The sequence below is a fragment of the Sinorhizobium sp. 7-81 genome, from assembly GCF_030124405.1.
Lineage (GTDB): Bacteria > Pseudomonadota > Alphaproteobacteria > Rhizobiales > Rhizobiaceae > Sinorhizobium > Sinorhizobium psoraleae.
This window is the reverse complement of the sequence record NZ_JASKLT010000027.1, coordinates 15,389-40,242: the sequence shown is the minus strand read 5'-3', so window position 1 is coordinate 40,242 and position 24,854 is coordinate 15,389. Positions and strand designations below refer to the sequence as shown.

Genomic DNA, 24,854 nt, shown 5'->3' with positions numbered 1-24,854 from the left:
ACACCGTTGGCGACATCGTCAAGCTCTTCGAGCCGCAAGAGTGTGCGAACTACTTCGCAGCAGCAGGATATGACCCGGATTAAAGTGGACGTGCTCTAGAACAACAGGGCGGAAAACTCCCATCAGATGGTGCGACGACAGGCTGCAAGTCACCCGAATCGAATAAGTGCTTTCTGTCCAGGCACTCCGCGGGCCACAATACCTTCATCCTATGGGGCGACCTGATTTCCCGCCGAACACCTTTTCAGGGCAGAGGCGGCGAACCTATGGTATCCAGCGACGACAGACGCCTAAGTGCCTAGCAGGTTGCCACGCTCTGACCAAGTTCGCAAGAACCGTCGGCCAGCTCATATTGCCTTCCGACACAAGAAGAGCGTCGATACCCGAAGAGCGTCACTTTCGCGGCCGAATGCCTAGCCTACACGCATCGCGGTCTTCGCGTCAGGGCGCCTCGCGACCGGCCGCGTATGACTCGGGTGCCAATGTGGATTGCCACTCATTTTCATGCACCATCTATTCGTCTCCGGCGGACTTGTCGGATTTGTCGATTCCACGACACGGCAATGTTCGGCCGGGCGTGCCGCCGCATTCCCAGCGAAGTCGTTGAACAATATGCAAAACAGTCCTTTTGAAGCTCTTGCCGCGCAATTGGCACGACTCTTGAATCTCGATCATGGCGCGACGGCAAGCGCTGCCGCGCTAAAAAAGGAGACAACAATGAAGACCAATATGTCAGACCATAGTGTCACCGAACTAACTCCTGAAGAAGCAGCTGCAATTTCGGGAGGAGAATGTTGTGGGTCTGTTACGCCGCCCGACTGCCCGCCGCCCCCTTGTCAAGACTGGGACATTTGGCAGCAGCGCTGATTATTGCAAAAGAACATAGGGGGCGCGAGCCCCCTATACGTCCGCTCAAGATATAATACGGATCGACATTTATTTATATAGAAGCCGCAACTCGGCTTAAATACTGGACGCGTGACTAACTCAATTATGAACAATATCTTACTCCCTCCTGAAATAGCCGCCTACACAGCAGAGAGCATCCTCTCCCGACGAACAGGACGATCTCTGCTCATCTATAAGATCATAGTACTCGCTGTGGTCGCGACATTGGTATCGCTGCCACTCATCACCGTAACAGTCTCTGTCCAGAGTGCCGGAACCATTCGCCCTACCATCGAAAAAACGCCCCTCATCGCGCCCGTGTCCGGGCGCATCTCGAATATCTTTGCGGTTGAGAACGATCTCGTTGCCCAGGGGCAGGAGGTTCTCTCCATTGACGATGAGGTGGTTGAAGAAAAGCTCGGGGCGCTTACGGCCGACATACGAGCGAAGAGCGATCTTGCCGGTGACCTCGAAAGCCTGATCTCAAGCACACATGCAAAGGACCCAATCCGCCTGCTGACCGAGTCAGCCACCGCAGAGCGGGCGCATTTTCTCAACCTGTTGCGGGAAAACCAATATGCCCGCAGTCATGCCGCGGCGGAACTCGCGCGCGCTAAGCGCCTGGTCTCTGTTGCTGCGGCGCCTCAAAAGGCCATCGAGGAGAAGGCTTTCGCCCTCCAGGACATTGAGGTTCAGGGCGAGATCCTTGTGCGGCGCAAATCCGCCGAATGGAACCAGCAGCTCTTCGACACTAACCTGCGCCTCAAGGAACTCAAGGCCACCTTGCATCAACTTGAGCATGAACGGGATCTGACCCGCATTCGAGCTCCGGTGTCGGGCGCTCTTGAGCAATTCTCCGGCCTCGCCCCCGGCAGCTACGTGCAGGCGGGGCAAACCGTCGCTTCGATCTCGCCGGACGGAAAATTGGTGGCGGAAATCTACGTCTCCCCCAACGACATCGGCTTTGTGCGGCCGGGCCAGTCGGTGCGGCTCCAAGTGGATGCCTTCAATTACAATCAATGGGGTGTCATCGAGGCAACAGTGGTCAACGTGGCGCAGGACTTCACCCTTGCCGACGGGAAGCCGGTCTTCAAGGTAGGCTGCGCGCTCTCCCGCAGCGATCTCGCGCTCAAGAATGGCGTCATCGGCCACCTGAAGAAAGGCATGATCGTCCGGGCTCGCTTCCTCGTGGCCGACCGCACTCTCCTGCAACTCCTCTACAATGACGTCGACGATTGGCTCAATCCGCTCCTGGCGGGCCGCTAATCATCCATTTTCGCAATAGTCAGCGAGCTGCCATGCCAAGCAAGGTCATCAAGTTCAAGCAACGTGACGTCACGGATTGCGGGGCCGCCAGTCTTGCTTCCGTCGCAGCCTTCTATGGCTACGAGCTGCCATTGTCGCGCATTCGCCAGTATGCCTCAACCGACCGCTCCGGCACAAACGTACTGGGCCTCACGGAAGCGGCTCAGAAACTGGGCTTCATCGCCAAGGGGGTGAAGGGCGGCTTCGACAGCCTTTACAAGATCCCGAAGCCCGCTATCGCGCATGTGATTGTCAAGGAGGTCCTGCACCACTTTGTAGTGATCCAGTCGATCGACGCGAGGTGGGTCACCGTGATGGACCCAGCCTATGGCGAAATCCGCAGACTGTCGCACGAGGAATTCAAGGCGCAATGGACTGGCGTCCTGGTGCTCCTGGTTCCGGCAGACACCTTCAAGCGCCGCGACGAGACCACCTCGCCGCTTGCCCATTTCGCCCGTCTGCTTGCTCCACACAGGGCAGTGATGGCGCAGGCTCTCGTCGGGGCGCTGGTGACGACGATCCTCGGCCTCTCGACGGCCATCTACGTTCAGAAGATCGTTGACCATGTGATCACAGCGGGCAACCACAACCTGCTCAACCTGATGAGCGTCGCCATGCTGCTGATCCTGGTGGCGCAGATCCTGATCAATCTCCTCAGAAACCGGCTCGTCCTGCAAACGGGACAGAAAATCGATGCCTCCTTGATCCTCGGCTACTACAATCACATCCTACGCCTGCCTCAGAAGTTCTTTGACGGCATGCGCATAGGCGAAATCGTCTCCCGCATGAACGACGCCGTGAAGATCAGGAGCTTCCTGAACGACGTCTTGATCACCATGTTCGTTAACCTGCTAGTGATATTGTTCTCGTTCGGACTGATGTTCGTCTACTCGTGGAAGATCGCCTTGGTGGTGGCGATCTCTATCCCATTATACCTCTTACTCTATTGGACAATTGATCGGCTTAACAGGAAGCGCCAGCGCGCCATCATGGAAAATGCAGCCGATCTGGAGGCGCAGTTGGTGGAATCCCTCGGAGCTGTCTCCACGATCAAGACCTCCGGCATGGAGAGCTTCGCCAACCTGAAGATGGAGACCCGCTTCGTCAAAATGCTACATTCCGTCTACAGCTCCGGCCTTATCTCGATCTTCGGAGATAGCGCCTCCACTTTCCTCTCGAACCTATTCACCATCGTGCTGATGTGGTTCGGAACGACGCTTGCCCTCGATCAATCCGTCACACCTGGCGAGTTATTGTCCTGCTATACTTTGTTCGGCTATGTCACCCGGCCGGTTGCAAGCCTGATTCAGGCCAACCGGATCGTTCAGGATGCATTTATCGCGGCGGATCGCCTGTTCGAGATCTTCGAACTGGAGCCGGCAAGCGACGGTGGAATCGATGCCACCACCTCCACGCTTGGCGATATCCGCCTAGAGAACGTTACGTTCCGCCATGGCGCGCAGCCGGCGCTTTTCCACAATCTCAGCGTCACCTTCCGCAAGAGTGAGATGACGGCCGTGGTGGGGGAAAGTGGGTCGGGCAAGAGCACCCTTGCGGCGCTGCTACAAAATGTCTATCCGCTTGAGGGTGGACGCATCCGCATCGGTCCCCATGCCCTCCGGGATCTCTCGACCGTATCCCTGCGCAAGATTGTCGCTGCGGTGCCGCAATCGGTCGACGTGTTCTCGGGCTCAGTGATCGAGAACATTGCGCTTGGCGAGTTCGAGCCGGACTTTGAGAAGATCCTGCAAATCTGCGATCAAATAGGGCTACGGGAGTCAATCGAGCGGTGGCCCGGCGGCTTGCAAACCTATCTGGGCGAGCACGGCGTATGTCTCTCCGGCGGCGAGAAGCAGCGCCTTGCGTTGGCTCGGGCTCTGTACCGGGATCCGGAGATCCTAATCCTAGATGAGGCGACCTCCTCACTCGACTCCATTGCCGAGACGTCCGTCCTGCGGGTGGTAGAGGATCTGCGGCGAGCCGGTAAGACCATCGTCGTCATCGCCCATCGACTGAGCACCATTCGTTTCGCCGACAAGATCGTGGTCTTGGACAAGGGACGGGTTGTTGCGGAGGGAAGGCATGCTGATCTGCTGACAGCAGATGGTGCTTACGCTTGCTTGTGGCGGGCGCAAACCGGATTTATCTCACAGCTTCAGGAGGGGGCATCGCAGAGTCTTCCCGGAATTTTACGCTAAGCCGCTTTAAGGGAACGCGACCGCGGCTTCCGGAGCGGACGGAAGGGAGGGCATGGAGAGGCTCGGTGGCCAGACATAATCGCCGTTGAAGCTGATGTGCGCCCAACGAAGCGGTGCGGTGTTGGGGCCGGAGCATACCGGAGGTGCTGGTCGCCGGCGCGAAATCTTCAACGGTTCGGTCGAGATAAATCGTGGCCGCAGCGCCGATTAGGGTGAGACGACGCATCAATCAATCAAGATGAGACTTGTCGCTGGCAGTTAAAACGCGAGAATGCTGCTGTTTCGGCTTTGGCGAGCAGCGTGCAAAGCTTTTGCAAATACCTTTCCGCCTCCGCCATTGTCCTGACGCCTTCAGGCCAGGGAGCCGCCAAATCGGCTTTTCATCATCTCGTTTTCGACGACTCGGGATCGCGTTTTCAGGAGCCTTACTCATTCATGGACAGACTTCCTTGCCGAGGCGGCATTGCTTCAACTGGCGATGGGCTGGGCCGTCGTGAGCGACGTCAGAAATGCAAAACGTTCCATGATAGGAGCTTTTGAGCGGTCGCGGGGATGATTGGCCGCGAGAGCTCGCAGCTAATGATCCTGCGATCGGTCGACAATAAACATATCGAGGCTTGCTGCGTAAATTGTTTTGGGGCGCCGGCTGAATCTGACATTCGTTTACTCTCCTGCCGGTTTTACTGTGATGTGCATCCGCGGCGGCGTCTGGAGCTTGCCAACCCGATCCGTTGCCAAAAGAGCCGGTGAAAGTGGTTTTCAGCGGGGGCCCTCAGCCGAGGACTGCCGGTCGGCGCCGCAGCGGTCCGACTGCAGGTACTGACGATTGACCACCAGAAGGTTTCGCAGGGTTACAGAAAAGCGGTGATCGTTTTTTCGTCCGGCGACATTATCTCGAAATAAGTTCATCCCTTCGGCCAGGATCAGCAAGCCGTCTATGCTGGTAGCCGTGGTAGCCCGTTCAATGTCATCAAGCGAACCAAACCACTCGCGGAGCAGGAGGCTTTGCGTTGCGATATCTCGCGGACCGCCGAACAATGTCAGGGCAGGCATGAAGAGCTTCTCAGGGCTTTGATGAAGTCATAGGTCAAACCCTGTCCAGGACACCGCGATGTTAATGGGCCACCACCGCGAAAACTCTTGCGCCCCGTAGACGCCGACCATTTCAATCGCAAACTGATCCCGTCCGGTCGGTCGCTTGGACCTGCATGAGCGTCAAGGACGGGGACGCCTCGCCCTCCCCTATGGGCCGAAATCTCGTAGCGGATCGACCGGGACCGAGAATGTTCGGGAAGATGGTTCTTTCTCGCGAAGGTTTACCACCCTTGTCGATCTGATTGAGGTTTGCCGCGAGACCTCCCAAGCTGCCAGGTCACCAGTTCCTCCAGCCATGCCTTCATCTCAGTCAGGTTTGCAGAGCGCGAACAGCTTAATGGTAAAGCATTAGCACGCGGTGGCCGTTTGGCTCGGAAGACGTAAAGCGCACCGTTCGCGCGGATCATCGCTGGCAATCACGCACCAACGACAGCATGCTATCCGGCCCGCTTGCCGTTCGGTAGAGCTTGATACAACCGCAAGTGCGCGCGGGGTCTGGTGTACTGGGGTTTGTTGAGATTCGTCTTGAAGTGGCGAATGTCGTAGCCGCTGCGTCCCGTCCGTTTGCCCGGGCCAATGCCGTTCCATCTTGGCCCGCGTCTCGTCGGGGAAGATTTCCGAAAGGGCCAGGCGTGAGTGGCCGTCAATGGCCAGATACGTATTCCCAACCGATGCCTCGGCTGTTGCTCTGCCGAGTGCGATTGCGGTAGCCGGTTCGGTTGAAATTGCGAGTTTCTTGATGTTGATATGGATGAGCTCGCCCGGCCTGTCGTATTCGTGGAGGCGAACCTCTTCACGCAGACCTCGAACGCCGCGGTCACGACCGTCGGTCGCTGTCCTCCGACCACGACGCGGTGTGCGATTGCGGCTCGACTGCGCGCGTGAGGCGAGCATTCTTATGTATGTCCATTCGGGCCGCCGAGAATCACCGAGGGTTCGATAACCTCAGCTTTTCCGGCTGGAAGCGAATGGGCAACCTCCTGAAAGCAGCTGGAGCGGTACATCGAAGGTCGCAATCCATATGCTGTCGCGCTATGGCGCACTGAGAACAGCTTATAAGTCAAGTTAACGTTGGGGTACGTCCCCTCCCTCACAATTACCGATTTAAGATCATTCGCAGCTATGATTCGCTCGAGAAGGTCGTCACGGGCATCAGTGCTGAATCCTAGAAGGATTTTGCCTCCTTCTGTAAGAAATGCTCGGCCTTCCGAAAGAAATCTCTCGAGCTGCCTGTAGCCGGGATCAAATGCTCCACGCTCGAGGTCATCGGTAAATTCGAAATTTTCTGGAGCGAGGTTCCAAGGGTGGTTCCAAAAAATTATGTCGAACTTCCTCTCAGGAGGAATGTTACTGAAGATATCGCTTTCGATGACCTCGACATTGTCAATACCGTTTCTTGCGGCATTCTCCAAAGTGTTCGCGACTGCGCTCGGATTGATATCGCAGGCTAGCAACGACAGCGCCCCAGTCTTGGCCAGCAAAAGACCCGGGAGACCGAAACCGCAGCCAATTTCCAAAATCGTCTTTGTGGCGAAGGGAGGGAAGTTCTCGCTAAACCAACGCCAACTTTTGAAATCTTCAGGAGGAAAAACGCCTTCTCGCACGATCAGATCCAGCCCGAACTCCCGGATCTGCCGCGGGAACGTTCTCTGTTGACTAGTCCTGAGTGTTGTCCTGATTCTATCGAGTTCTTTCATGTGTTCTCTCGTCGATGCGCTCGTGTTGGCTGACTGTTTCAACAGTTTTTCGCCCAGCGGGGAGTTTCAGAGGCCCTGGCAACCGGACCCGCCTGCCTCGAGTATGAGGCGATCCCAAGGCGAGAGGGAAAATGCATGACCTTCTGAACCAGCGGGATCGCAAGAAATTGAAACGCCGCGATCGGGCTCAAAACGGCTAATCGCTCATCCTCTCCCTCTTCACACTCGGCCGTTTGTGCGAACTCGTGCGGCGAGGTGCAGGACCATCTCCTGAACGTGTGAGTTCAAGATCACACGAAAGTCTGCTTTGCGTCGCAGGTTACAATGAGGATCTTGTGCGACGGCGACGAGGCCGGCTACTGAATTCGGGAAGGTGATGGGCTTGCCGATGGCCCCCCTTCCGTAGCGCGTGAGCTGACGCAGACCTGCCATGTTTGTTTTCTTCCCTCGGTCCATTAATTGCGGTTACCCGCGACATGAATGCGGGGCGCCAAAATAAATCGCCGCCAGACGGGAGGTTCAAGGTTCGTGCCACTTTGACTGATTGAGCCGACCAAAACTCTTTATCGTTGTTTTTCAGCGGTAAGGTCTGACGCAAACGTAGCGATCGCTAAACAAGTCTGTGTCGTACAAGCGACAAAGACGACGGGAGGTGTCGGATATGCCGTGACGGGCGGATCACGATGACGCTATGCCGCCATTGCGAACAGATTGCCGAACCCGATGAAGCCGCCCCTTTGTTCCGAGATGATTGCGCCCTCGGATTGCGGGATGATCTCGCCCCCTTGAGGCTGGGGTGCTGCTGGCTGTGATTGTTGTCAGTTCATCGGTATCCGGAGTCAAGATTTTCGGCGCTCATTTCGCCGTAAGCTCTCGCCAGTTAAATCGGTGAGATGTGCGTTATGAACCAGCCGATCGAGAATGGCATCGGCGTAAGTTGGATTGCCGATGATCTCGTGCCAGGGCTATACAGGTAGCTGGCTCGTAATGATCGTCGAGCGGCGTCCGTAGCGATCGTCAAGGATTTCCAGAAGGTCGTGGCGTGCTGCTCATTGAGCGGCTCGGCACTTAGCGGAGGTATAGAGCTTAGCTCCATCCATAGCAGCAAACTTTCACCCTTGGATGCCGACCTGATCTAGACCCGCTGCCCCACAGTTCCTGGCAGCGAGGTTACGTGGTCTAGACCGCGTTATTCGCTACAATTTGGCATCGTTTCAAACCGACTTCGCTCGTCGCACTGCCAGCCGGTATTCCCTCCAAAAAGTAAACAGACCGGCTCCGGACACGATCAGTGCGCCGGCTACCATGTTCCACGTTACAGTCTCTCCAAAAAAGACCGTCGCAACAGCACCGCTCAAAACGAGTTGGAGGTATGTGAGAGGCTGAACCTCAGCGGCACTGAGCAGTCCATAAGCCTTGACGAGAAAATATTGGCTGAGCGCCCCGCAAACACAGAGCGCGGTCATTGCGGGCCAATCGGCCATATGTATCGGTGTCCAATAGAATGGCCCGACAAACGTTATGGCCACAGCTCCCGGGACCCCTGCATACAATACGCTTGTCACGACGGAGTCGTCCTGGCTGACCGCACGCGTGGCGATGGAATACACGGCGTAAATAAGACTAGCAGCTATGGGAAGCAGCAGGCGCATATCGAAATGAACGCTCACAGGGTTTAGAAGCACTAGAACGCCCAGCATGCCAATGACTACAGGAATGCCATGACGCAGACCGACCTTTTCGCCGAGTATTGGCACCGACAGTATGGTAACTATCAGAGGTGTAGCTCCAAGTATCGCCTGACTTATTGCCAGCCCAGCAGTCGTGAAGGCGAAGATGACCACCACGATCTGGCTCATCAGGAGAACACCTCGGAGTGCCTGCAGAATTGGTCGTTGCGTGAATAACGCGCCTCGCAGGCCTACTGGAGAGGATGCTGCAAGAACCGTCACAAACACCGCAAGCGCCCAAAGGCGCATCATGGTCACGATGATCGGTGGATACGTCTCACCAAGCAACTTTGAAAAACCATCCCGGCCCGCGAAAAGTATCACGGCCAACAAGACATAAAGATATCCCGATATTTTATTGTTCATGGTTGAGCTTACTTGGTTGATTGAGTTGTATCGCGACTTTGGCGGGTGATGCGACTGATTGTGGGAGCACTTCGCTTCCTCTTCGGTCATCTTGTGATCTCGCTTAAGGAGTCTTCAGCCATGTTCGCGAACGAGGAGGCGGGGTGCATTCAGACTTCTGGCCTCGACCCAAATCCTGCCGACAAAGCCGCTTCCGTCGACGCTTGATGGTAACCAATTCACGCCGTGCGGTAGCGGTCGAGCCAATTGGCATAGGGATGGGCAGCGGCCAGCCGGCTCGGTCGAGGCCGAGCTTGGGTGCGGCGGCGTAGTGCCGGTGCGGGTCCTCAAGCAGCGGACGGCCGATCATGACAGGTCGATCTTTTCGTCGCGGAGCATTTTGTCCGTCGGCTCCGGCTCTTTGATGTGCCAGCTGGTGGAGGTAGGCAGGCTGGCCTGCTCGCGGACACCTGCGAAGATTGACCATCAAGGCCGGCCCCCATGGGATGCCAGCGTTATGCGTAGAGAAGCCAATGCTTACGTCCACCATGTCCAGGCCTTCCTGTTTCAGTCGGCATGCGAGCGCGATCGAGTCCTGATGCGCCTCCTCATCGCAGCCGTCGAACTCGACGACCCCGATGCTCGGGCAAGCGGCTTGTTCTCGGGCCAGACCTTGCGCACGGCGGCAAGCGTTTCGACCTAGACCGGCCGAGATCTGGCCGTGTCCGCTCCCGGCAAGCAGCCCGCCGCCTCTCAACAGAAGATTTCAAAGTTCATGCCAATTTGCGTGACGGCGCTGAAGAATGACTTTTACGCTTCTTTTGCGCGTTTAAACCAATATGCTAACAAACCGGTTTAAGAAGGCTGGTGTCGTCAAATCGGCAAAGCCGACAGTTTTGTCGGATTGCGCACGAGTTCACCGAGCGTGAGACCCACATACACAACGGCGAGGCCACGACCGCATCGACCGCAGGTGAGCATCCCGGATAGCAGGGCCCGGCCTCCGCGGCCAGACTTCTGGCCACCGCTACGGCCGTATGCATTGCATGCCAGTGACGCCTGATTGCGCTCAAACACCGCCCAATCGATGTATCCTTCGTGGTGTTCGCGGATCAGCACCTCCCAATCGTCGAAGGCTTTGCCGTGGCCATAGGTCTTGCGAGCGCGCCCGTCGACAACGGTGATCCGCTTCTCGCTTTTGCCGTAGGCATGGGCCCCGGCATAAAATGGGTTCTTCAGAAGGCCGATGACATTGCGATAGCGAACGGGTTGCCACTCGAACGATGTCAGGCGCTTGCCATCGGATGGGCGGGGAAAGAACATGCCCTCTGCCGCCAGCGACAGATGTGTCTGCCGTGCGCTGCCAAGTATACGAAACCGTTCGAATATCGTTCGAATAGCCTGCTGAAGGCGCAGATCAGGATCAAAACCCAGACCATAGTCGCGATGCCAGACATAGCCGATCGGCACGCTGATCCTCAACTCGCCTCGTTTAGCCTTCGCACGCGCGGCATCCAGCATGCGCGCACGGATGATCCCCAGCTCGAATTCGCTGATGCTGCCCTTCATGCCGAGCAGCAACCGATCGTTTGGCAGGCAAGGATTGTAGACGCCATCCAAATCTATGACCCTTGCTTCCACAAGGCCGCAAAGCTCGAGAAGATGATGCCAGTCGCGACCATTGCGTGCCAGGCGTGACGCATCGAAGCAAAGAACAGCGCCGACTTCACCGGCACATAATGCCGCCACCAGCTTCTCAAATCCTGGACGAGCAACCATTCCACTGGCCGATCGCCCGAGATCATCGTCGATGACCTCAACGGTGCGGAAGCCGCGATGGCGTGCGACGTCAACGAGCTCATATTGCCGGCGACGGCTCTCGGGGTTGTTCTCGACCTGACCTGGGCTCGACTGCCGCACGTAAACAATGGCTTTCCGCTGCAGGATGGTGGGAGGAAGGATCTCAACGGTCGTCATCATTCCGTTCCTCCTCCTTCATGCCAGTGGCCGCCTCGATGAGAAGCGTGGCAAGGTTCGACACCAGCCGCCGTCGGTCGCTCGCTGGGAGGCCGAGAAGGCGCGGCGGTTCGAAGGAGATCAGGAGCTGACGCTGAAGCGGCTGAAGGCGAAATTGCGGATCGGGCATCTTGGGGTTCCTCGACGAGATTCGGTTCGCCGGAACAGGGTCGCCGCATTCCGCGGCGCTGTAAAAGGTCATCCAGATCCACAAGCGCCGGCAATGAGACCCGAGGGTCCCCAATTCCATGCCAGCACAGCACGCCGCATCGAGCATCCAGGCTGCGATCGCCGTCACAACACCGGGCATGACCTCAACGTGGACAAACTGCCCCTTCTTACGGTTCTCGCGATAGTGCAGCCGCAGACGACGACCGAAATAGGGATGCCAACGATAGTGGACGACAACTTCTCGCCCGACATGGGCAGAATGTTCGGTAGATGGCTCTCGGAAGAAAGAATTATGCTTTTTAGCGGCTCAGACGCCGGCGGTGAGCGGGCCGCCGTCATCTACACCATCGTCGAGACCTGCAAAATGGGCGGCATCAACCCGCACGCGTATCTCGCCGACATCATCAATCGCATCGCCGACCACCCCGCGAACAGGATCGACGAACTCCTTCCGTGGAACTAGTCTCCTCAATCATAGTGTCCACTTAAATCCACAGTGGACACTATCCGATTTCAGACCGAACGCTATCCCGCGGTCGTCACGCCACGCTTACATTTGATCTCGCTTAGCGTTGTTTAGCGGGAAACCAACGCTTTGCCCTCTTATACAGCACCTCGAAAATCTACTGCATGCGGCGTTGACCAATCCGCAGCCCTTCGGCCGCATCGACATCCTGCCGGCCGACGAGCGCAGCCATCTGCTCGAGGAGCTGAACCGGACGGCGGCGCCTTATCCGTCGGATCGCTGCATCCACGAGCTGTTCGAGGCGCAGGTCCGTCACGCCCCCGATGCGGCGGCGGTGGTCCATGAGGACGAGCGCCTGAGCTATGACAACTCAATGCGCAGGCCAACCGAGCACCGAAGCCGCCTTTAGGGTCGCGATACAATCGGCGAGCGTAGCATCGGTCGCCGACCGTTGAGATGGGCACTGCCACCGTCAACAACAGCACCCGAAAAAAAAGCATGAAACAAGGGGACGCAGCCCGCACCGATAGCGCCAGCCCGCAGTCCCAATTGCGAGGCTCTGAGTGGCGCAACCGCAAGTCCTCTGGATGGGCCTTCAATAGGCTCTGCAAGTATGGCGTCGACCAAGCGCTCGTTTAGATCAGTTGGCAATCTTCCGCCAAGCACGATGAGTAAGGGATCGAAAAACCCGGTGGCTATGCGTACGGCTTGCCGCAACTGCGCTCCCGCGCGGGCGACCCAGTCGTTCACGACGGTATCTGCCTCTGGCGAGATCGCATTCAGGTCCTGGAAATCGCGAAGAGCAAAGCCAGCCGCTATCAGTGTTTCCAGAAGATCCTGCCCGGAGGGACGCGGTTGATTGTAGGGATAGAGCACTCCCGGCAAGCAAGCATTGCCATTGGCGCCGCGATAGGGTCTGCCGTCGATAACAGCGCCGCCGCCAACGCCATGACCGATGTGAATGAAGAACATCGGATCGTCGCCGGCGTGGTCAGTTGCAAAAACGTATTCGCCGAGCGCCGCTGCAGTGCCATCGTTCTCGACATGGCACGGAATGTCGAAGGCATCGCGAAACGCTTCAACTGCCCGGTCGTCTTCGAAGGCAGGAAAGAAAGGATGTGCCTTTAACAGGTTTGAGACGGTGCCAAAATTGCCAGGAACGGAAATGCCAATGCCAACCAGGCTACTCTTTAGGACGCCCAAGTCAGCAAGCATTTCATCGGTGGCTGTTTGTGCAGCTTTCGCCACGTCTTCCGGGCAGGCGGTCTTGATGTCCACCGTTCTGGTTGCAAGGATGGATCCCCCAAGATTGATGATGACGACCTCCATGCGCGCGAGGGAGAATGTGACGCCCACCGCATAGAAACGGCTCGCCCGCACCCGCAACAACCGACGCGGCTGGCCTTGCGCGCCGCTTCGATCCGGCTCCTCCGAAACCAGGCCGAGATCCAGCAGACCGCCGATCAGGCGCGTCACCGACGCCCCGGTCATGCCAGACAATTGCGCCAGCTCGACGCGCGCCACACCCTTGTTCTTGAAAATCAGTTCGACTAGCCGTCGTTCGTTGAGGGAGAGTTGGGGCAGTGCGGGCATTTCGCAGTCCTGGCAAATCGATCCATGGGTTCGGAAGAGCTATTGCAAAGAATATTAAATTGCGCAATGTAATTAAAGTGACACACAGTCCACGTAAGAGGGGCGCGCGTCCACCAAACCTGGGAGAAACATCATGAGATTATCCACCCTTGTTGCATCCGCGGCGATCGCGCTGGCCACGGCTTTTCCGGCACTGGCCGACGCGCTGACCATCTACAGCCCCCAAGGCGGCGAGCGCGCCGCCTGGATTGCCGAACAGGCCAAGGCGGCGGGGCACGACATCAAGCTTCTGAATGCGGGCGGCGGCGAGCTCTTCGATCGCCTGTTGGCCGAGAAGAACAACCCCCAGGCCGACGTGGTTCTCGGCATGGTGGACACGTCGATGGCCTTGTTGAAGAAAGAAGGCCTGTTCCAGGCCTACACGCCCACATGGGCAAAAGACCTGCCGACGCAATTCCAGGATATGGATGGCATGGTCTATAAATTCTGGCAGACGCCAATCGTTCTTGCTTATTACCCCGACAAGCTGCCGGTTGCCGAAGCCCCGAAAAGCTGGCTGGATCTGACCAAGGACCAATACGCCGGCAAATACGTCATCGGCGCTAGCGCGTGGCAGACGACGCGCATGTATCTTGCCGGTATCCTCGTCCGCTTCCTCGACACCAGTGGCGAGGTGTCCGATGAAGGCTGGGATTTCCTGAGCAAGCTCTACGCAGGTGCCGTCGTTGTCAACGACGCGGATTCCCAGATCGAAGCGTTCAAGTCGGGCCGCGCCTCGATCGACCTGAATTGGCTTGGCGGCACCTTCAAGCTGGCCAAGGACCTTGGCGCCAAGGTCAAGGTGGTCGAGAGCGATGGCGGCACGCCTGTTATCTCCGAGGGCGTGGCGATCATGGCAGGAACCGACCAGCTCGAGCAGGCCAAGGCCTTCGTCGACTGGTTTGGATCGGCCGATGTGATGGCCGTTTACGCCGAAAAATTCGGTCAGGTTCCCCTCTTGCCGGAGGCCTTGGCCAAATCGCCGGTCGCCGTACAGGAGAACGCCAAGCTCGTGAAGCCGCAGCCGATCGATTGGGATGCAATCGCTCCCAAGCTCGATGGATGGCTGCAGAAGATCGAGCTTGAAATCCGCTAGTCGGCGGCAAGACCGATATGAATTGGAGGTCTAACCATGGCCGATCGCGTTCTGTCCCTGCAAAATCTCGACGTCGGTTACCCTGGCATGACGGTAGTTCATAATCTGAACCTCGAGGTTGCCGGTGGCACGTTTGTCTCACTCCTCGGTCCGTCGGGGAGCGGAAAATCCACCGTGCTGCGCACCATTGCCGGGTTCCTCCCGGCCTTGGGCGGGAGGATTGCCCTTGAAGGGCACGATATCACCACCCTGCCGCCCGAGCGCCGGAACGTCGGCATCGTCTTTCAGAACTACGCGCTGTTTCCGACGATGACGGCGTTCGAGAACATCGGCTTTGCGCTCCGCGTGGCGAAGAAGTCGAATGCCGAGGTTGAAAAGCGCGTGCGCGAGGTCGCCACCATGGCCGGGATCAGCGATCAGTTGGACAAGAGACCGGCGAACATGTCGGGCGGGCAACAGCAGCGCGTCGCAATCGCCCGCGCCCTCGTCACCGGATCGCGCGTGTTGCTCTTCGATGAACCCCTGTCGAATCTCGACGCCAAGGTACGGGCATTAATGCGCCAAGAGATCAAGCGCCTGCAGACGGAGCTCGGTTTCACCGCCATCTTCGTCACGCACGACCAGGAGGACGCCCTGACGATGTCGGACGTCATCGTGGTTCTCAATCACGGCAGGATCGAACAAATCGGCGACGGCCGCACGCTTTATCGCAAGCCGGCGACACCGTTCATCTGCGAATTCATAGGCGTCTCCAACGCGCTTGCGCCGTCGTTGGCGTCCCGCCTGCTCGGCGGCGACATCAACGGCCGTAGCTTCGTCCGGCTCGAAGACGTGTTGCTCGGTGTCCCCGACGGCCTGCCGGCGCGGGTGAACCACGTCGAATTTCTCGGCGCCTACAGTCGCATCGATCTCGCCGTTGACGGTCATGCCGTCTCAGCGATGCTGATCGGCGAAGAGCTTCCAGAACCGGGAAGCACCGTCTCGCTCGCTGTTCGCCCCGGTGCAGCGCATATATTTGCAGAGCCGACGTCATGAGCCGCACCATTGGCCTCGAGCGCCTCCTCTACTGGTTCGGCTTGATCGCTATTGGCTGGGCCGTTCTCACCTTCCTTCTTGCTCCAATGGCTGCCGCCCTGCATGCTGCGCTGTTCAGGCATGGCGGGCTGGCGATCCTCGATGCCATTGCGGAACTGGCACGCTCACGCCGCGTTCGCGCCGCACTCTGGAATACCGCCTGGCTGACGGCGGTGACGACCGCCACCGTCACTATCGTGGGGATGTTTCAGGTGGCGGTGCTCGAATATTTCCGCGTCAAGGGCCGCGGCTTTCTCAAAATCGCCTATTCCACTCCATTGGTGTTCGGCGGCGTCGTTGCGGCTGCCGGCTATAACTTCACTTATGGCCCGGGCGGGGCCATTACCGCCGCCCTCACAGCCCTTTTCCCCTCTATCCCGCGTGACTGGTTCATCGGCTGGTTCGGCGTTCTTTTCGCCCACACCTTCCTGATGACCAGCTTCCATTTCCTTTTTCTGCGCGCCGCCATGCGCCGCGTCGACTATTCGACGATCGAGGCGGCCCGCGGCATGGGAGCCTCGGAAATGATGATCTTGAGTCGCGTCGTGCTGCCGGTGATCATGCCGACTGTGCTTGCCGTCACGCTGCTCACGCTCAATATGGCGGTTGGCTCGTTTGCCGCGCCGCAGGTGCTAGGTGGCCGCGATTTTCACATGCTGAGCCAGATGGTGCTGACGCTGAACAGTCTGCGCCGTCCTGATATGGCGGCACTGCTGGCGCTCCTGATGGGTGTCGTCCTCATGGGCCTCCTGCTGCTCTCGCAGTATTTCGAGGGCAAGGGCGCCTACACCTCCGGTGCGAAAGCGACGACCCGCATTCAGCTACGGCCGATTCGCAATCCGCTCATGCGCAGCGTCGTTCACGCGCTCGCCTATCTGATGGCAGCTATCTATCTGGTCCCGGTCGCGCTCATCGTGCTGTTCTCCTTCGCTCCTGCCTCGAGCATCGGCATGGAGATCCTGCCTTCCACTTTAACGCTCGCCAATTACGCCCTGGTGCTCGGCGGCGGCACGGCTTTCGTTGCCTTCTTCAACTCGATATTCATGAGCGCGGGCGCGGTCGTCGTTGGACTTGCCGTCACGCTCTTTGCCGTGCCGATCATGGTGCGCAAGCGCAACTGGCTGACCCGGGCGCTCGATGCCAGTTTCTTCCTGCCCTGGATCATTCCGACCATCCTGCTCGCTGTCGGGCTGATTGCCGCCTTCGACGCACCCAATCCGCTGGTTGGCAACGCAGTCCTGCTCGGCAGCTATTGGCTCCTGCCGATCGGCTACGTGATCCTCAGCCTGCCGCTGATGGTCCGCTTCATACGTTCGGCCTTCATCGGGATCGATCCGGTCTTCGAAGAAGCGGCCCGCGCCATGGGTGCCTCCGGTCCTTATCGTTTCCGCCGGGTCGTCCTGCCACTCGTGGCGCCGACCGCCATCCTCGTCGCCGGCATGAAGTTCAACAACCTGATGGCCGAATATCCGCTCTCGGCCTTTCTTTACAATGTCAACAACAGGCCGCTGCCGATCGCCATCGTCGACGGTGCGGTTTCAGCCGACGCCGACCAGGCCGCCATCAGTCTCGTCTACGTGACGCTGATCATGGCCTTCTCGCTGGCCATTATCCTCATCGCCGAGCGCCTCAGCCTCGGCCGCACCCCCGAAACAAGCAACCTCTGAATGGACACTTGAGATGGATACTTGCATCACCGTCTGGCATTGGCCCAAGCATGAACGCTGGTACGACGAGGGCATCCGCCACTCACTCGAGCTGATCCGTGAAGCCGGTTTTACCCATATCAACTGGAATCCCGATTCCGGCAGTTCCTATTTGCTGGCAGATGCCGAAATTGACTTCACCCGCCGCATCGTCACTGATGCCGGCCTGAAAACGCATAGCGTTCACGCCAGCAACGGCGTCAACCCCGTGAGCGAACTCGCCCATGCCGGGCCGGTGCCCTTTGCCATGGAGACGCGCAAGAACATCCTTTCCCCGCATGAGTGGCAGCGTCAAAGCGGCGTCGAGCTCCTGAAGAACCGTATCGACCTCGCCGCCGCCCTCGGCGCCCCGAACGTCGTGCTTCACGTCGACATCACCGACGACACGTTCCGCAGCATTGACACCGAGCAATCATTCTTTGAGCCTCTGGTCCGATCGTTCGACGACGTTCAAGCCTACTGCGTCGAGCGCAACGTGCAGATCGCCGTCGAAACGCTGGTCAAGGCAAGCGCGGAAAACTACCACAAACTCTATGCCCGGCTGTTTGACCGCTATGATTCCAACTTCATTGGTCTTTGCTACGACAGCGGTCATTGGGAACTGATCGAGCCGGGCAGGGTGTCCGTCCTGGAACTCTATGGCGATCGACTGCTGGCGACCCATATTCACGACAATTTCGGGGCGAAGGACGACCATCTGCTGCCTTTCGAGGGTAGGCTGGACTGGAACACTATCACCAGGGCCATTGCAGCGACCGATTACATCACGCCGCTGAACTTTGAGACGCCGATGGACCGCTACGTCCTGGCGGAGGCCTCCTACTATCAACGGGCGCACACAATCGCTGTCCAGCTGGAAGAGATGATCGCAGCAGCGCGCGGCAAGGTGGAAAATTGAACCACGATCTTGAAACGCGGCTGGACGTGCTTCGGCAGGTTACCGCCGAGGTTGCAGCATTCGCGCTGACGCGCTCTCACAATCTTGCGCAAATCGCCATCGAGACAAAGGGGAAGGCCGACTACGTCAGCGCCGTCGATCGCGACGCCGAAAGCCTCGCCCGCAGCCTCATTCATGCAAAGTTCCCCGCCGACGCTATTGTCGGCGAGGAGCAGCCTGGCGATGCCCAAGGTGACCATTGGCTGATCGATCCCGTCGATGGTAGCGCGAATTTCTTGTCGGGCATACCGTTCTGGGCGGTCTCGATCGCCTATGTCCGCGACAATGAGCCGGTGCTTGGCGCTGTTGCCCTACCAGCACTGGATGCTGCCTTGTGGGCTTCGGGGGAAGGCCCTGTCCATGGGACAGGGTCTGTTTCGCTCCTCGTGGGGACGCAGCCCGTCGCCTTTGGCATTGGCCGCAACCGGACATGGCCGATCGCCCATCGGCTCGAGGTCGAGGCGACGCTCGAAGCGCAAGGTTTGCATATCGTTTGCCTGGGAAGTTGTGCCGCGGCGCTTGCAATGGTCGCGGCCGGCCGGCTCGCGGGCTACATCGAGCATGGCACCAATGTTTGGGATTGCGCCGCCGGTCACGTCTTGTGCCGGGCGGCGAATGTGCCTTCAGCCATTCTTCCCGAGACCAACGGAAAAGTGGCGGTGATTGCGGCGTCGGGAGCTCTCACAGAAGTCTCCAAGGCCCAGCTAAGCCTCCCGGAGAGACCGCGGCAATTTGGATAAGCAGTTGTGGTTTTTGGCCGGTCGTCGATTTGGGCCAGGGCTTCGACGATCGGCAGCCACAGATCGCGGATGGCAATCCTCGCAACGATGGGGGTGAGGCGGGATGCAAATGGATGCATCACATTTCGTCTCTAGGAATGCGCTCCGGAACGACCCCCTCATGTTCGCGCCCGCTGGTCCTCTATCTCCTTGCCCTGGCGGCGATTGTTGCTTCCGTCGCCGTCTTTCTTGACCGCGCACCGCTCAACATAGAGGGCTGCTTTCGGTACTGGACTGGAACATGGCATCGGCCGAAGGACCACACGACGAACTCGGCGGTTCGCTCGCACTCCTCGATCATTGGGGCTTACGGATTCTTGCCTGGACCACCGCGCTGTTTTGTGCGCCGCTATCCCGTACAGACGATCCGCCAGAGCCAGACAGTTTCGAAGCCCATTCGCGTGACGCGATGCTCGCCAGGCTTGGATCTGTCAAGCCGAACTGGAGATGGACGGTCACCTCCGACACGGCGGACGATCCATCGCTCGTGTACCGCAGGCAAGGACTTCAGTCTGCTTGGCTGACAAGCCTTAAGCACTCCGTTGATCTGCAGGCGCTAGCCATGCGCTACACACCCGTGGTCAGCTTCATTTTCGTCCTGGCCGGGCAAATTGAAATCACCGACCGGCGAACCCGCAAAACGTTGCTCATCCCGCCGAACCACGTCGCCAGCGCCCGCCAGAGCGCCGGCAACCGAATGGCGATCGAACCTCGGAGCTCGTGGCTAGCCTTCCACATTCCTGAGCAATCACTGCGGCGAAGTTTCGAGGATCTGACCGGCAGGCCCTATGTGCAGGAGTTCGTCTTGCCGCCCACGCGGTTGTCCGAAGACAACGGGAGGGTCTCTATCAAACACTCCGACAGGCAGAATGAGATCTGAGCGCGACCGCAGCCGAAGCAATGCCGATGCTGGCAAAGGCCTACCAGCACTTGGCGCTGGTGAAGCTGTTCTCGAACATGCCGCACAACCTGGCCAAACTACTTCTACATCCCGGGCACCGAAACCTGCCTCAAGATCGGCGGCTACGTTCGCTTTCAGTCTCGTTCGGGCCTGACGAGGTCAACAAGCGCCAAGGCTGGGGTGCTGCAGGCACCTCCGACTGGGACGCCTTCCCGCGCGCCTATCTCGGCTTTAGCGCCAAGAGCGATACCGAACTTGGCACGCTTACCGGTTGCTTCGCCGGTGAATTCAACGCCGACAATGACACCGATGTCGGCGACAGCCTGATCAACGTCGATGAGGCCTATATCCAGCTCGGCGGTCTGAAGGCCGGTTTCTTCTACAGCTGGTGGGACAAGGGCCTGAACGGCGAAACCGATTCGATCGGCAATGTCACCGAATTCAACTCGATCGCCTATCTTTATGATGGCGGCGCGTTTCAGGCTGGTATCGCTCTCGACGAACTTGAAGGCTGGTCCACCAAGGCAAACGGCATCGGTGTCCAGGCGATCGTCTCAGCGACGGTCGGCGGCGTTTTGTTCGAGCTGCTCGGCGGTTACGACGCGGAAGTTGAAGAAGGCGCGATCCGCGCTCTGATCTCGGCCGAGCTCGGCCCGGGCACTCTTCAGGCCGCGGCCATCTGGGCTTCCGATCCGAACACCTATTGGAGCGCCTCGGAATGGACGGTTTCGGCGTTCTATGCTTTAAAAGGCGACCGACAAGCTGAAGATCACCCCCGGCGTGCAGTACTGGGATAGCCTCAGGAATGGCGCTGAGTTCGACAACGACCTCGACAAGTGGAGCGCCGGCGTCGGCATCGACTACAAGATCACCGAAGGCTTGGCGTCGCGTATCTCGGTTCAGTACAACCAGGAAGCCGCCACGACCGACCGCGACTACGTCTCGGGCTTTGTCCGTCTGCAGCGGGACCTCTAAGTCACTCCTAGCCGCCAGAGACCTCGCAAAACGGCAGGTTTTCGAGGTCTCATGCGCGCTTGGCTTGTGACCTAATCATCGCCAGGATCCGCTCCGCCTCGATCCGATGTTGCCCGGCCAGCTCGGCTCGGCGGAGCCTGCGACGGTCACTGCTCCTTCTCCGGCGGCGGCACGGCACATTTCTGATCTCTTCCCCTGCCTCGCCTTCTCCAGGCACGCCGAATCTCCCCGCCACCGGTGAGTTCAAAGAGATGGTAGCCCGAGCATCATGTAACCGGCGCGGATGCGATCACGACCGATGACAAGGCTCGCAACGTGACTGTCGCCGAGAACGGCAGGAAGCGCGGCAAGATCAGAAGCGGGGGCATGCCGCCGATGATGCCAAAGCTGCCTACCGTCCACATGGGACGTCTTGACTTTCCCGTTGGTAGGCGCTCCTGACGTAGCGGCCGAGAGACGCGCTCGGGGCCCTCGAGCTTCGATCGCCCGCACGGCGTTCCCGGAAACCCGCTCACCGTGGTCAACGATCGTTAACTGCCCGCTCTGATGTCCGTTTCAACGCGCGCCGAGTCGCCCGTTCGGCAGAACCGCCACAAGGATAGCTCGCGCATTGGTGGAAGCAGAACTGATATGACGTCGATGATTAAGCTCTGATACGCGGGTCGGCTACAGCATTCCCGATTATGCGTCCGGGCTGTTCCTGTCTTACTGCGAGCGTCGGTCGTGCCGACCACAAAGCGGTGAACGGACATTCCCATTGCAATCGCCCACATGCAGCCGGCGAGTTCCCGCGCCACCACTGTGCACGCGACCGTCGACTTCTTTCCGCGGGCGCTCGACATTCGATCCACAGGCGGGTCTGCGCCTTCTAAGCAATCTCGCGAACCGATGATACCTCATGGCGATATCTTGCCGATCCGCGGCGAATGCCGATACCTCCAGGCACGGTCGACATTAATGCCCGGGCGTCCATTGACCGCTCTGGTAATGCCAATCCCTTTGCTGTCTTCCGGCCGATCGCTCGCCGGGGACAAGGCCTAATGTCTCCGCCAAACCTCTTTCTCCGGGGCCGGACAAAAATGTTGGAAGCCCGACAAAAGGATCCGCAGGATCCGGCCGCCGGCACCGAGAATTGGCGCAGAGCATACGGTGCGCGAATCCGGCACGCAACTTGCGTCGGTGAGTTTGTTTACGAGCGGACGGCAGTGGCGAATCTCCGACCGGCTCGCAGACCGTTTTGCCGGAAGGATTAGAGATGCGTACGTCACTTATTTCCACTTCAATTTTTGCCATGTGTTTCTCATCCCATGCCGGGGCAGAGACCCTGCTTCCGGTGAAACCTTCACCCTATCTCGTCAGCGCCATCACAAGGAACATGTTTAGATTGCCAAAATCCGACTCGGACTTGATTCTAGTGTCGGCGCATCGCGGATCTTGGGAGGTCTATCCCGAGAATTCAGCATACGCCTTGCAAGATGCCTGGAATTCACAGATCGAGGCCGTGGAAGTCGATGCGCGCTCTACAGCGGACAAAGAAATCATTCTATCACACGACTACAGGATCGAGCGGGAATCCACCGGAAGCGGCCTGCTGTACAATCAAAACTATTCGCAAGTACAGGGCGCTAATCTACGCGACCGTCATGGGCGCGTCTTTAAGGACCCGCAAGGGCGCGTTGCGAAGTTCCTAACGTTCTCTGCAGCGCTTGATCTGCTAGCTCAGTATATCACCGATGATGGGCATGGCTATGTGATGATCGTCGACGTGAAAGCGGCGGTGGACGATCAGGATCCCACTGATCCGATCGAACTCACGCAACGTTGCCTTGACATCCTCGCGGCCAAGAAAAATTCGCAGCTCAGCAAGGCTGTGGTATTCAAGCTGAAAGCCAAGGATGCGGTTGATATTGGCACGTTTCTGAACCGCACCACCTACAATCCCGATTTGATTGGTGGGTTGATCATAGTTGAAAACCCGGACGACGATAACGTGAAGGATTCCAGCTATGATCCTCACCAGGATACAGTCTATGATCAGTGGAATGTGGCGCCGTTCCCCGTTCAGTTTGAAATGAACCAATTCTACAAAGGTGACGGTCTTCAAGCATATTTCGACTATGCCGATCAAAAACAGGGCTTCGCCACCTATCATGAAAGTAACTACTATCCCGAGGGTGTCGCCAATAGCGCTGGAAAATGCTGCTTCGGGCACAACACCGATCCCACATCGACCGCTCCAGGAGGCATCGTTCCGGACTATCGCGGAGATCCGGAAATGGCGGTCGTCAATCGCACCAATCTGATCACCACTGACTGGCCCGACGTGGTTGGAGATATGCTGCGCGAGTTCGGGCGCCGCAACACCAGCGAACTGAGCCGCTAATGCAAGACCGCGCTTCAACGAGGATCTTCAAATGAACACTGGAAAGATATTCTCTCTATCATTCCTTATAATGGCATGTCTTGTTGCTGGCGCAAGCCACGCTGCTCCATGCGCGGATCAGGCTGACTGCCTTAAAAGCGCGTCGGCAAAGGTGTCTCAGACCCTCACCCCCAAGGTCGTGCCTGTTTTTGGTGACTACCCAAAGCTGTATATACACGACTCTGCGGCAGAGGCCGATTATCCGGTGCCCGATAATACAAAGCAGGTATTTGACTTTTACACCAACAAGACTTCATTTAATTTTCCACCAGGCTCATCAATCGAAACACGCGAGATCGCTTCGATCAGCCCGGCCACGGGTTTTACAATCCTCTTGGTCGAAAAGACCCGTGACAATACCACTCCCAATGGCGGTAGCGCCCTATCCCTATTGAGTTCCAATTCCAACGACGCATACTTATCATTTGCTTTGGGGGCCAAGCCCAGTTCAAGTGGGCAAAAGTGGTCTGTTGCCAAAAGCTTCCTTGAAGGCAGGATGGCGCGAACCGCTTATTGGCAGAAGCCGTGGGACATGAATCTCTTGGGACCAACAGGCGACTTCTCTGGAACCGAGTGGATTTACTTTACCTTCACACCAGACGGCAAAGTTCGGATCGACCGTTTCGCGCCGTATACCTATTTTCTGGCGTTTACCGCTTATCAGTGGGATGAGGCCGTGCTTGACAGTGGCTTTCCACATTTTCCTTTCGACGCCGGCACACCGACTGACCGGCCGAACTCCGTCACTTTCGGAACGGTCGGGCCGTGGCTTATTGGCGCTGCCGGCGCGCCCGGACAGACCCCGCCGACCATCGAGCCGATACAGGCATTGCCCGGCTTTGAGGGAGCAACGATATTTTCCGCGCCGCTGTCGATGAAAGAAGTTATAGCTTACCAGAACTCTCTAAGGGGAAGTGATTTTCTCGACGAGAACATGCTGCCCTGCAACAGCGGCCAGTATCTTTCCGGCCAAATTAGTACTCCCTGCGGTACAGCTAGTCCTGGCAATCCGCCGCCGAACATGACCTCACTCACTAGATGGTAGCGAGCGAACGACGGTTACAGACAAATTGGGCCATATCGATGTGGGTTGGCGCGGGCGCACTAGCGAAAATCTCGGACGCGCGGACAGGAAATACAGCAGGAGTGCCCTCAGGGCCAATTCCTACGTTCAGCGATCACCAGCAGCATGTCCGTAAGCGGCAAGGAGACCCCGTCTGGCGTAGGAGGTTAGCGGTCGGATATCGGTAGCGCATGTTGTGAGCCGAAGTGAGCTTCTATGTCTGCGCCTAGTTCTGGAACTAGAACCGGAGCCACTCGCTGTGCATGTGCCAGAGCCGATACTGCAGCCAATGCGCGGCGTATCAGTACCGCGGCGAGTTGGAAGACCCTGTTCCATTCACCGCAGGGCTGACTGGCGA

The 24,854-nt window shown here is 58.2% G+C and carries 19 protein-coding genes and 5 pseudogenes; 16 read left to right on the top strand and 8 right to left on the bottom strand.

Annotated elements, in window-relative coordinates:
* Nucleotides 1–489 precede the first annotated feature (489 nt).
* From QN224_RS32005 to QN224_RS31995, 3 genes are all read left to right on the top strand, one after another.
* Nucleotides 490–867, top strand: coding sequence for a hypothetical protein (locus QN224_RS32005; RefSeq protein ID WP_283979947.1), 378 nt, complete (start codon nt 490–492; stop codon nt 865–867).
* 204 nt (nt 868–1,071) lie between these two features.
* Entirely contained in the window at nt 1,072–2,154 is a 1,083-nt protein-coding gene (locus QN224_RS32000) for an HlyD family efflux transporter periplasmic adaptor subunit (RefSeq protein ID WP_283979950.1), read from the top strand.
* Nucleotides 2,155–2,186: 32 nt separating this feature from the next.
* Complete coding sequence (locus QN224_RS31995; protein ID WP_283979946.1) at nt 2,187–4,391, top strand: peptidase domain-containing ABC transporter; 2,205 nt, start codon at nt 2,187–2,189, stop codon at nt 4,389–4,391.
* A gap of 759 nt (nt 4,392–5,150) precedes the next feature.
* Here QN224_RS31995 and QN224_RS31990 read toward each other — a convergent pair.
* From QN224_RS31990 to QN224_RS31970, 5 genes and pseudogenes are all read right to left on the bottom strand, one after another.
* Nucleotides 5,151–5,444, bottom strand: coding sequence for a hypothetical protein (locus QN224_RS31990; protein WP_283979945.1), 294 nt, complete (start codon nt 5,442–5,444; stop codon nt 5,151–5,153).
* 636 nt (nt 5,445–6,080) lie between these two features.
* Nucleotides 6,081–6,275, bottom strand: a pseudogene (locus tag QN224_RS31985) (IS481 family transposase); the annotation flags it as partial.
* A 107-nt stretch (nt 6,276–6,382) separates the two neighbouring features.
* Complete coding sequence (locus QN224_RS31980; protein ID WP_283979944.1) at nt 6,383–7,183, bottom strand: class I SAM-dependent methyltransferase; 801 nt, start codon at nt 7,181–7,183, stop codon at nt 6,383–6,385.
* 839 nt (nt 7,184–8,022) lie between these two features.
* A pseudogene (locus tag QN224_RS31975) lies at nt 8,023–8,246 on the bottom strand (ATP-binding protein); the annotation flags it as partial.
* A gap of 151 nt (nt 8,247–8,397) precedes the next feature.
* Nucleotides 8,398–9,369 carry a DMT family transporter gene (locus QN224_RS31970; RefSeq protein ID WP_309486654.1) on the bottom strand — a complete coding sequence of 324 codons (972 nt, stop codon included), beginning with the start codon at nt 9,367–9,369 and terminating at the stop codon, nt 8,398–8,400.
* A 406-nt stretch (nt 9,370–9,775) separates the two neighbouring features.
* Between QN224_RS31970 and QN224_RS31965 the strand changes: the two genes are divergently transcribed.
* Nucleotides 9,776–9,961 (top strand): hypothetical protein, encoded by a 186-nt coding sequence (locus QN224_RS31965; protein WP_283979943.1) that lies wholly within the window; start codon nt 9,776–9,778, stop codon nt 9,959–9,961.
* Nucleotides 9,962–10,188: 227 nt separating this feature from the next.
* Here QN224_RS31965 and QN224_RS31960 read toward each other — a convergent pair.
* Nucleotides 10,189–11,235, bottom strand: a pseudogene (locus QN224_RS31960) (recombinase family protein); the annotation flags it as partial.
* Nucleotides 11,222–11,404 (bottom strand): hypothetical protein, encoded by a 183-nt coding sequence (locus QN224_RS31955; RefSeq protein WP_283979942.1) that lies wholly within the window; start codon nt 11,402–11,404, stop codon nt 11,222–11,224. The pseudogene QN224_RS31960 and the gene QN224_RS31955, both read right to left, overlap by 14 nt.
* Before the next feature lie 305 nt (nt 11,405–11,709).
* Between QN224_RS31955 and QN224_RS31950 the strand changes: the two are divergent.
* Together QN224_RS31950 and QN224_RS31945 are read left to right on the top strand one after the other, a co-directional pair.
* Nucleotides 11,710–11,908, top strand: a pseudogene (locus QN224_RS31950) (transposase domain-containing protein); the annotation flags it as partial.
* A 175-nt stretch (nt 11,909–12,083) separates the two neighbouring features.
* Nucleotides 12,084–12,320 carry a hypothetical protein gene (locus QN224_RS31945; RefSeq protein WP_283979941.1) on the top strand — a complete coding sequence of 79 codons (237 nt, stop codon included), beginning with the start codon at nt 12,084–12,086 and terminating at the stop codon, nt 12,318–12,320.
* On the opposite strand, the gene QN224_RS31940 is transcribed toward QN224_RS31945, so the two are convergent.
* Complete coding sequence (locus QN224_RS31940; protein WP_283979940.1) at nt 12,317–13,504, bottom strand: ROK family protein; 1,188 nt, start codon at nt 13,502–13,504, stop codon at nt 12,317–12,319. The genes QN224_RS31945 and QN224_RS31940 overlap by 4 nt on opposite strands.
* A gap of 133 nt (nt 13,505–13,637) precedes the next feature.
* Between QN224_RS31940 and QN224_RS31935 the strand changes: the two genes are divergently transcribed.
* From QN224_RS31935 to QN224_RS31895, 10 genes and pseudogenes are all read left to right on the top strand, one after another.
* On the top strand, nt 13,638–14,639 hold the full coding sequence (locus QN224_RS31935) for an extracellular solute-binding protein (RefSeq protein WP_283979939.1): 1,002 nt from the start codon (nt 13,638–13,640) through the stop codon (nt 14,637–14,639).
* Nucleotides 14,640–14,675: 36 nt separating this feature from the next.
* The gene (locus tag QN224_RS31930; RefSeq protein WP_283979938.1) at nt 14,676–15,674 is read left to right on the top strand and encodes an ABC transporter ATP-binding protein; all 999 of its coding nucleotides are present in this window, start codon (nt 14,676–14,678) and stop codon (nt 15,672–15,674) included.
* The gene (locus tag QN224_RS31925; protein ID WP_283979937.1) at nt 15,671–17,380 is read left to right on the top strand and encodes an ABC transporter permease subunit; all 1,710 of its coding nucleotides are present in this window, start codon (nt 15,671–15,673) and stop codon (nt 17,378–17,380) included. Before QN224_RS31930 ends, QN224_RS31925 begins: the two co-directional genes overlap by 4 nt.
* A gap of 13 nt (nt 17,381–17,393) precedes the next feature.
* On the top strand, nt 17,394–18,317 hold the full coding sequence (locus QN224_RS31920; protein ID WP_283979936.1) for a sugar phosphate isomerase/epimerase family protein: 924 nt from the start codon (nt 17,394–17,396) through the stop codon (nt 18,315–18,317).
* On the top strand, nt 18,314–19,096 hold the full coding sequence (locus QN224_RS31915) for an inositol monophosphatase family protein (protein ID WP_283979935.1): 783 nt from the start codon (nt 18,314–18,316) through the stop codon (nt 19,094–19,096). Before QN224_RS31920 ends, QN224_RS31915 begins: the two co-directional genes overlap by 4 nt.
* Nucleotides 19,097–19,376: 280 nt before the next feature.
* Complete coding sequence (locus QN224_RS31910) at nt 19,377–20,015, top strand: hypothetical protein (RefSeq protein WP_283979934.1); 639 nt, start codon at nt 19,377–19,379, stop codon at nt 20,013–20,015.
* Between the two features lie 108 nt (nt 20,016–20,123).
* Nucleotides 20,124–20,833: pseudogene (locus QN224_RS31905) on the top strand (porin).
* The gene (locus QN224_RS34185) at nt 20,817–21,011 is read left to right on the top strand and encodes a porin (protein ID WP_284004438.1); all 195 of its coding nucleotides are present in this window, start codon (nt 20,817–20,819) and stop codon (nt 21,009–21,011) included. Before QN224_RS31905 ends, QN224_RS34185 begins: the two are co-directional and overlap by 17 nt.
* A 1,255-nt stretch (nt 21,012–22,266) precedes the next feature.
* A complete protein-coding gene (locus QN224_RS31900; RefSeq protein WP_283979933.1) occupies nt 22,267–23,394 on the top strand; it encodes a glycerophosphodiester phosphodiesterase family protein in 1,128 nt (375 codons plus the stop codon).
* Nucleotides 23,395–23,425: 31 nt separating this feature from the next.
* On the top strand, nt 23,426–24,478 hold the full coding sequence (locus QN224_RS31895) for a hypothetical protein (protein WP_283979932.1): 1,053 nt from the start codon (nt 23,426–23,428) through the stop codon (nt 24,476–24,478).
* The last annotated feature ends 376 nt before the right edge of the window (nt 24,479–24,854 follow it).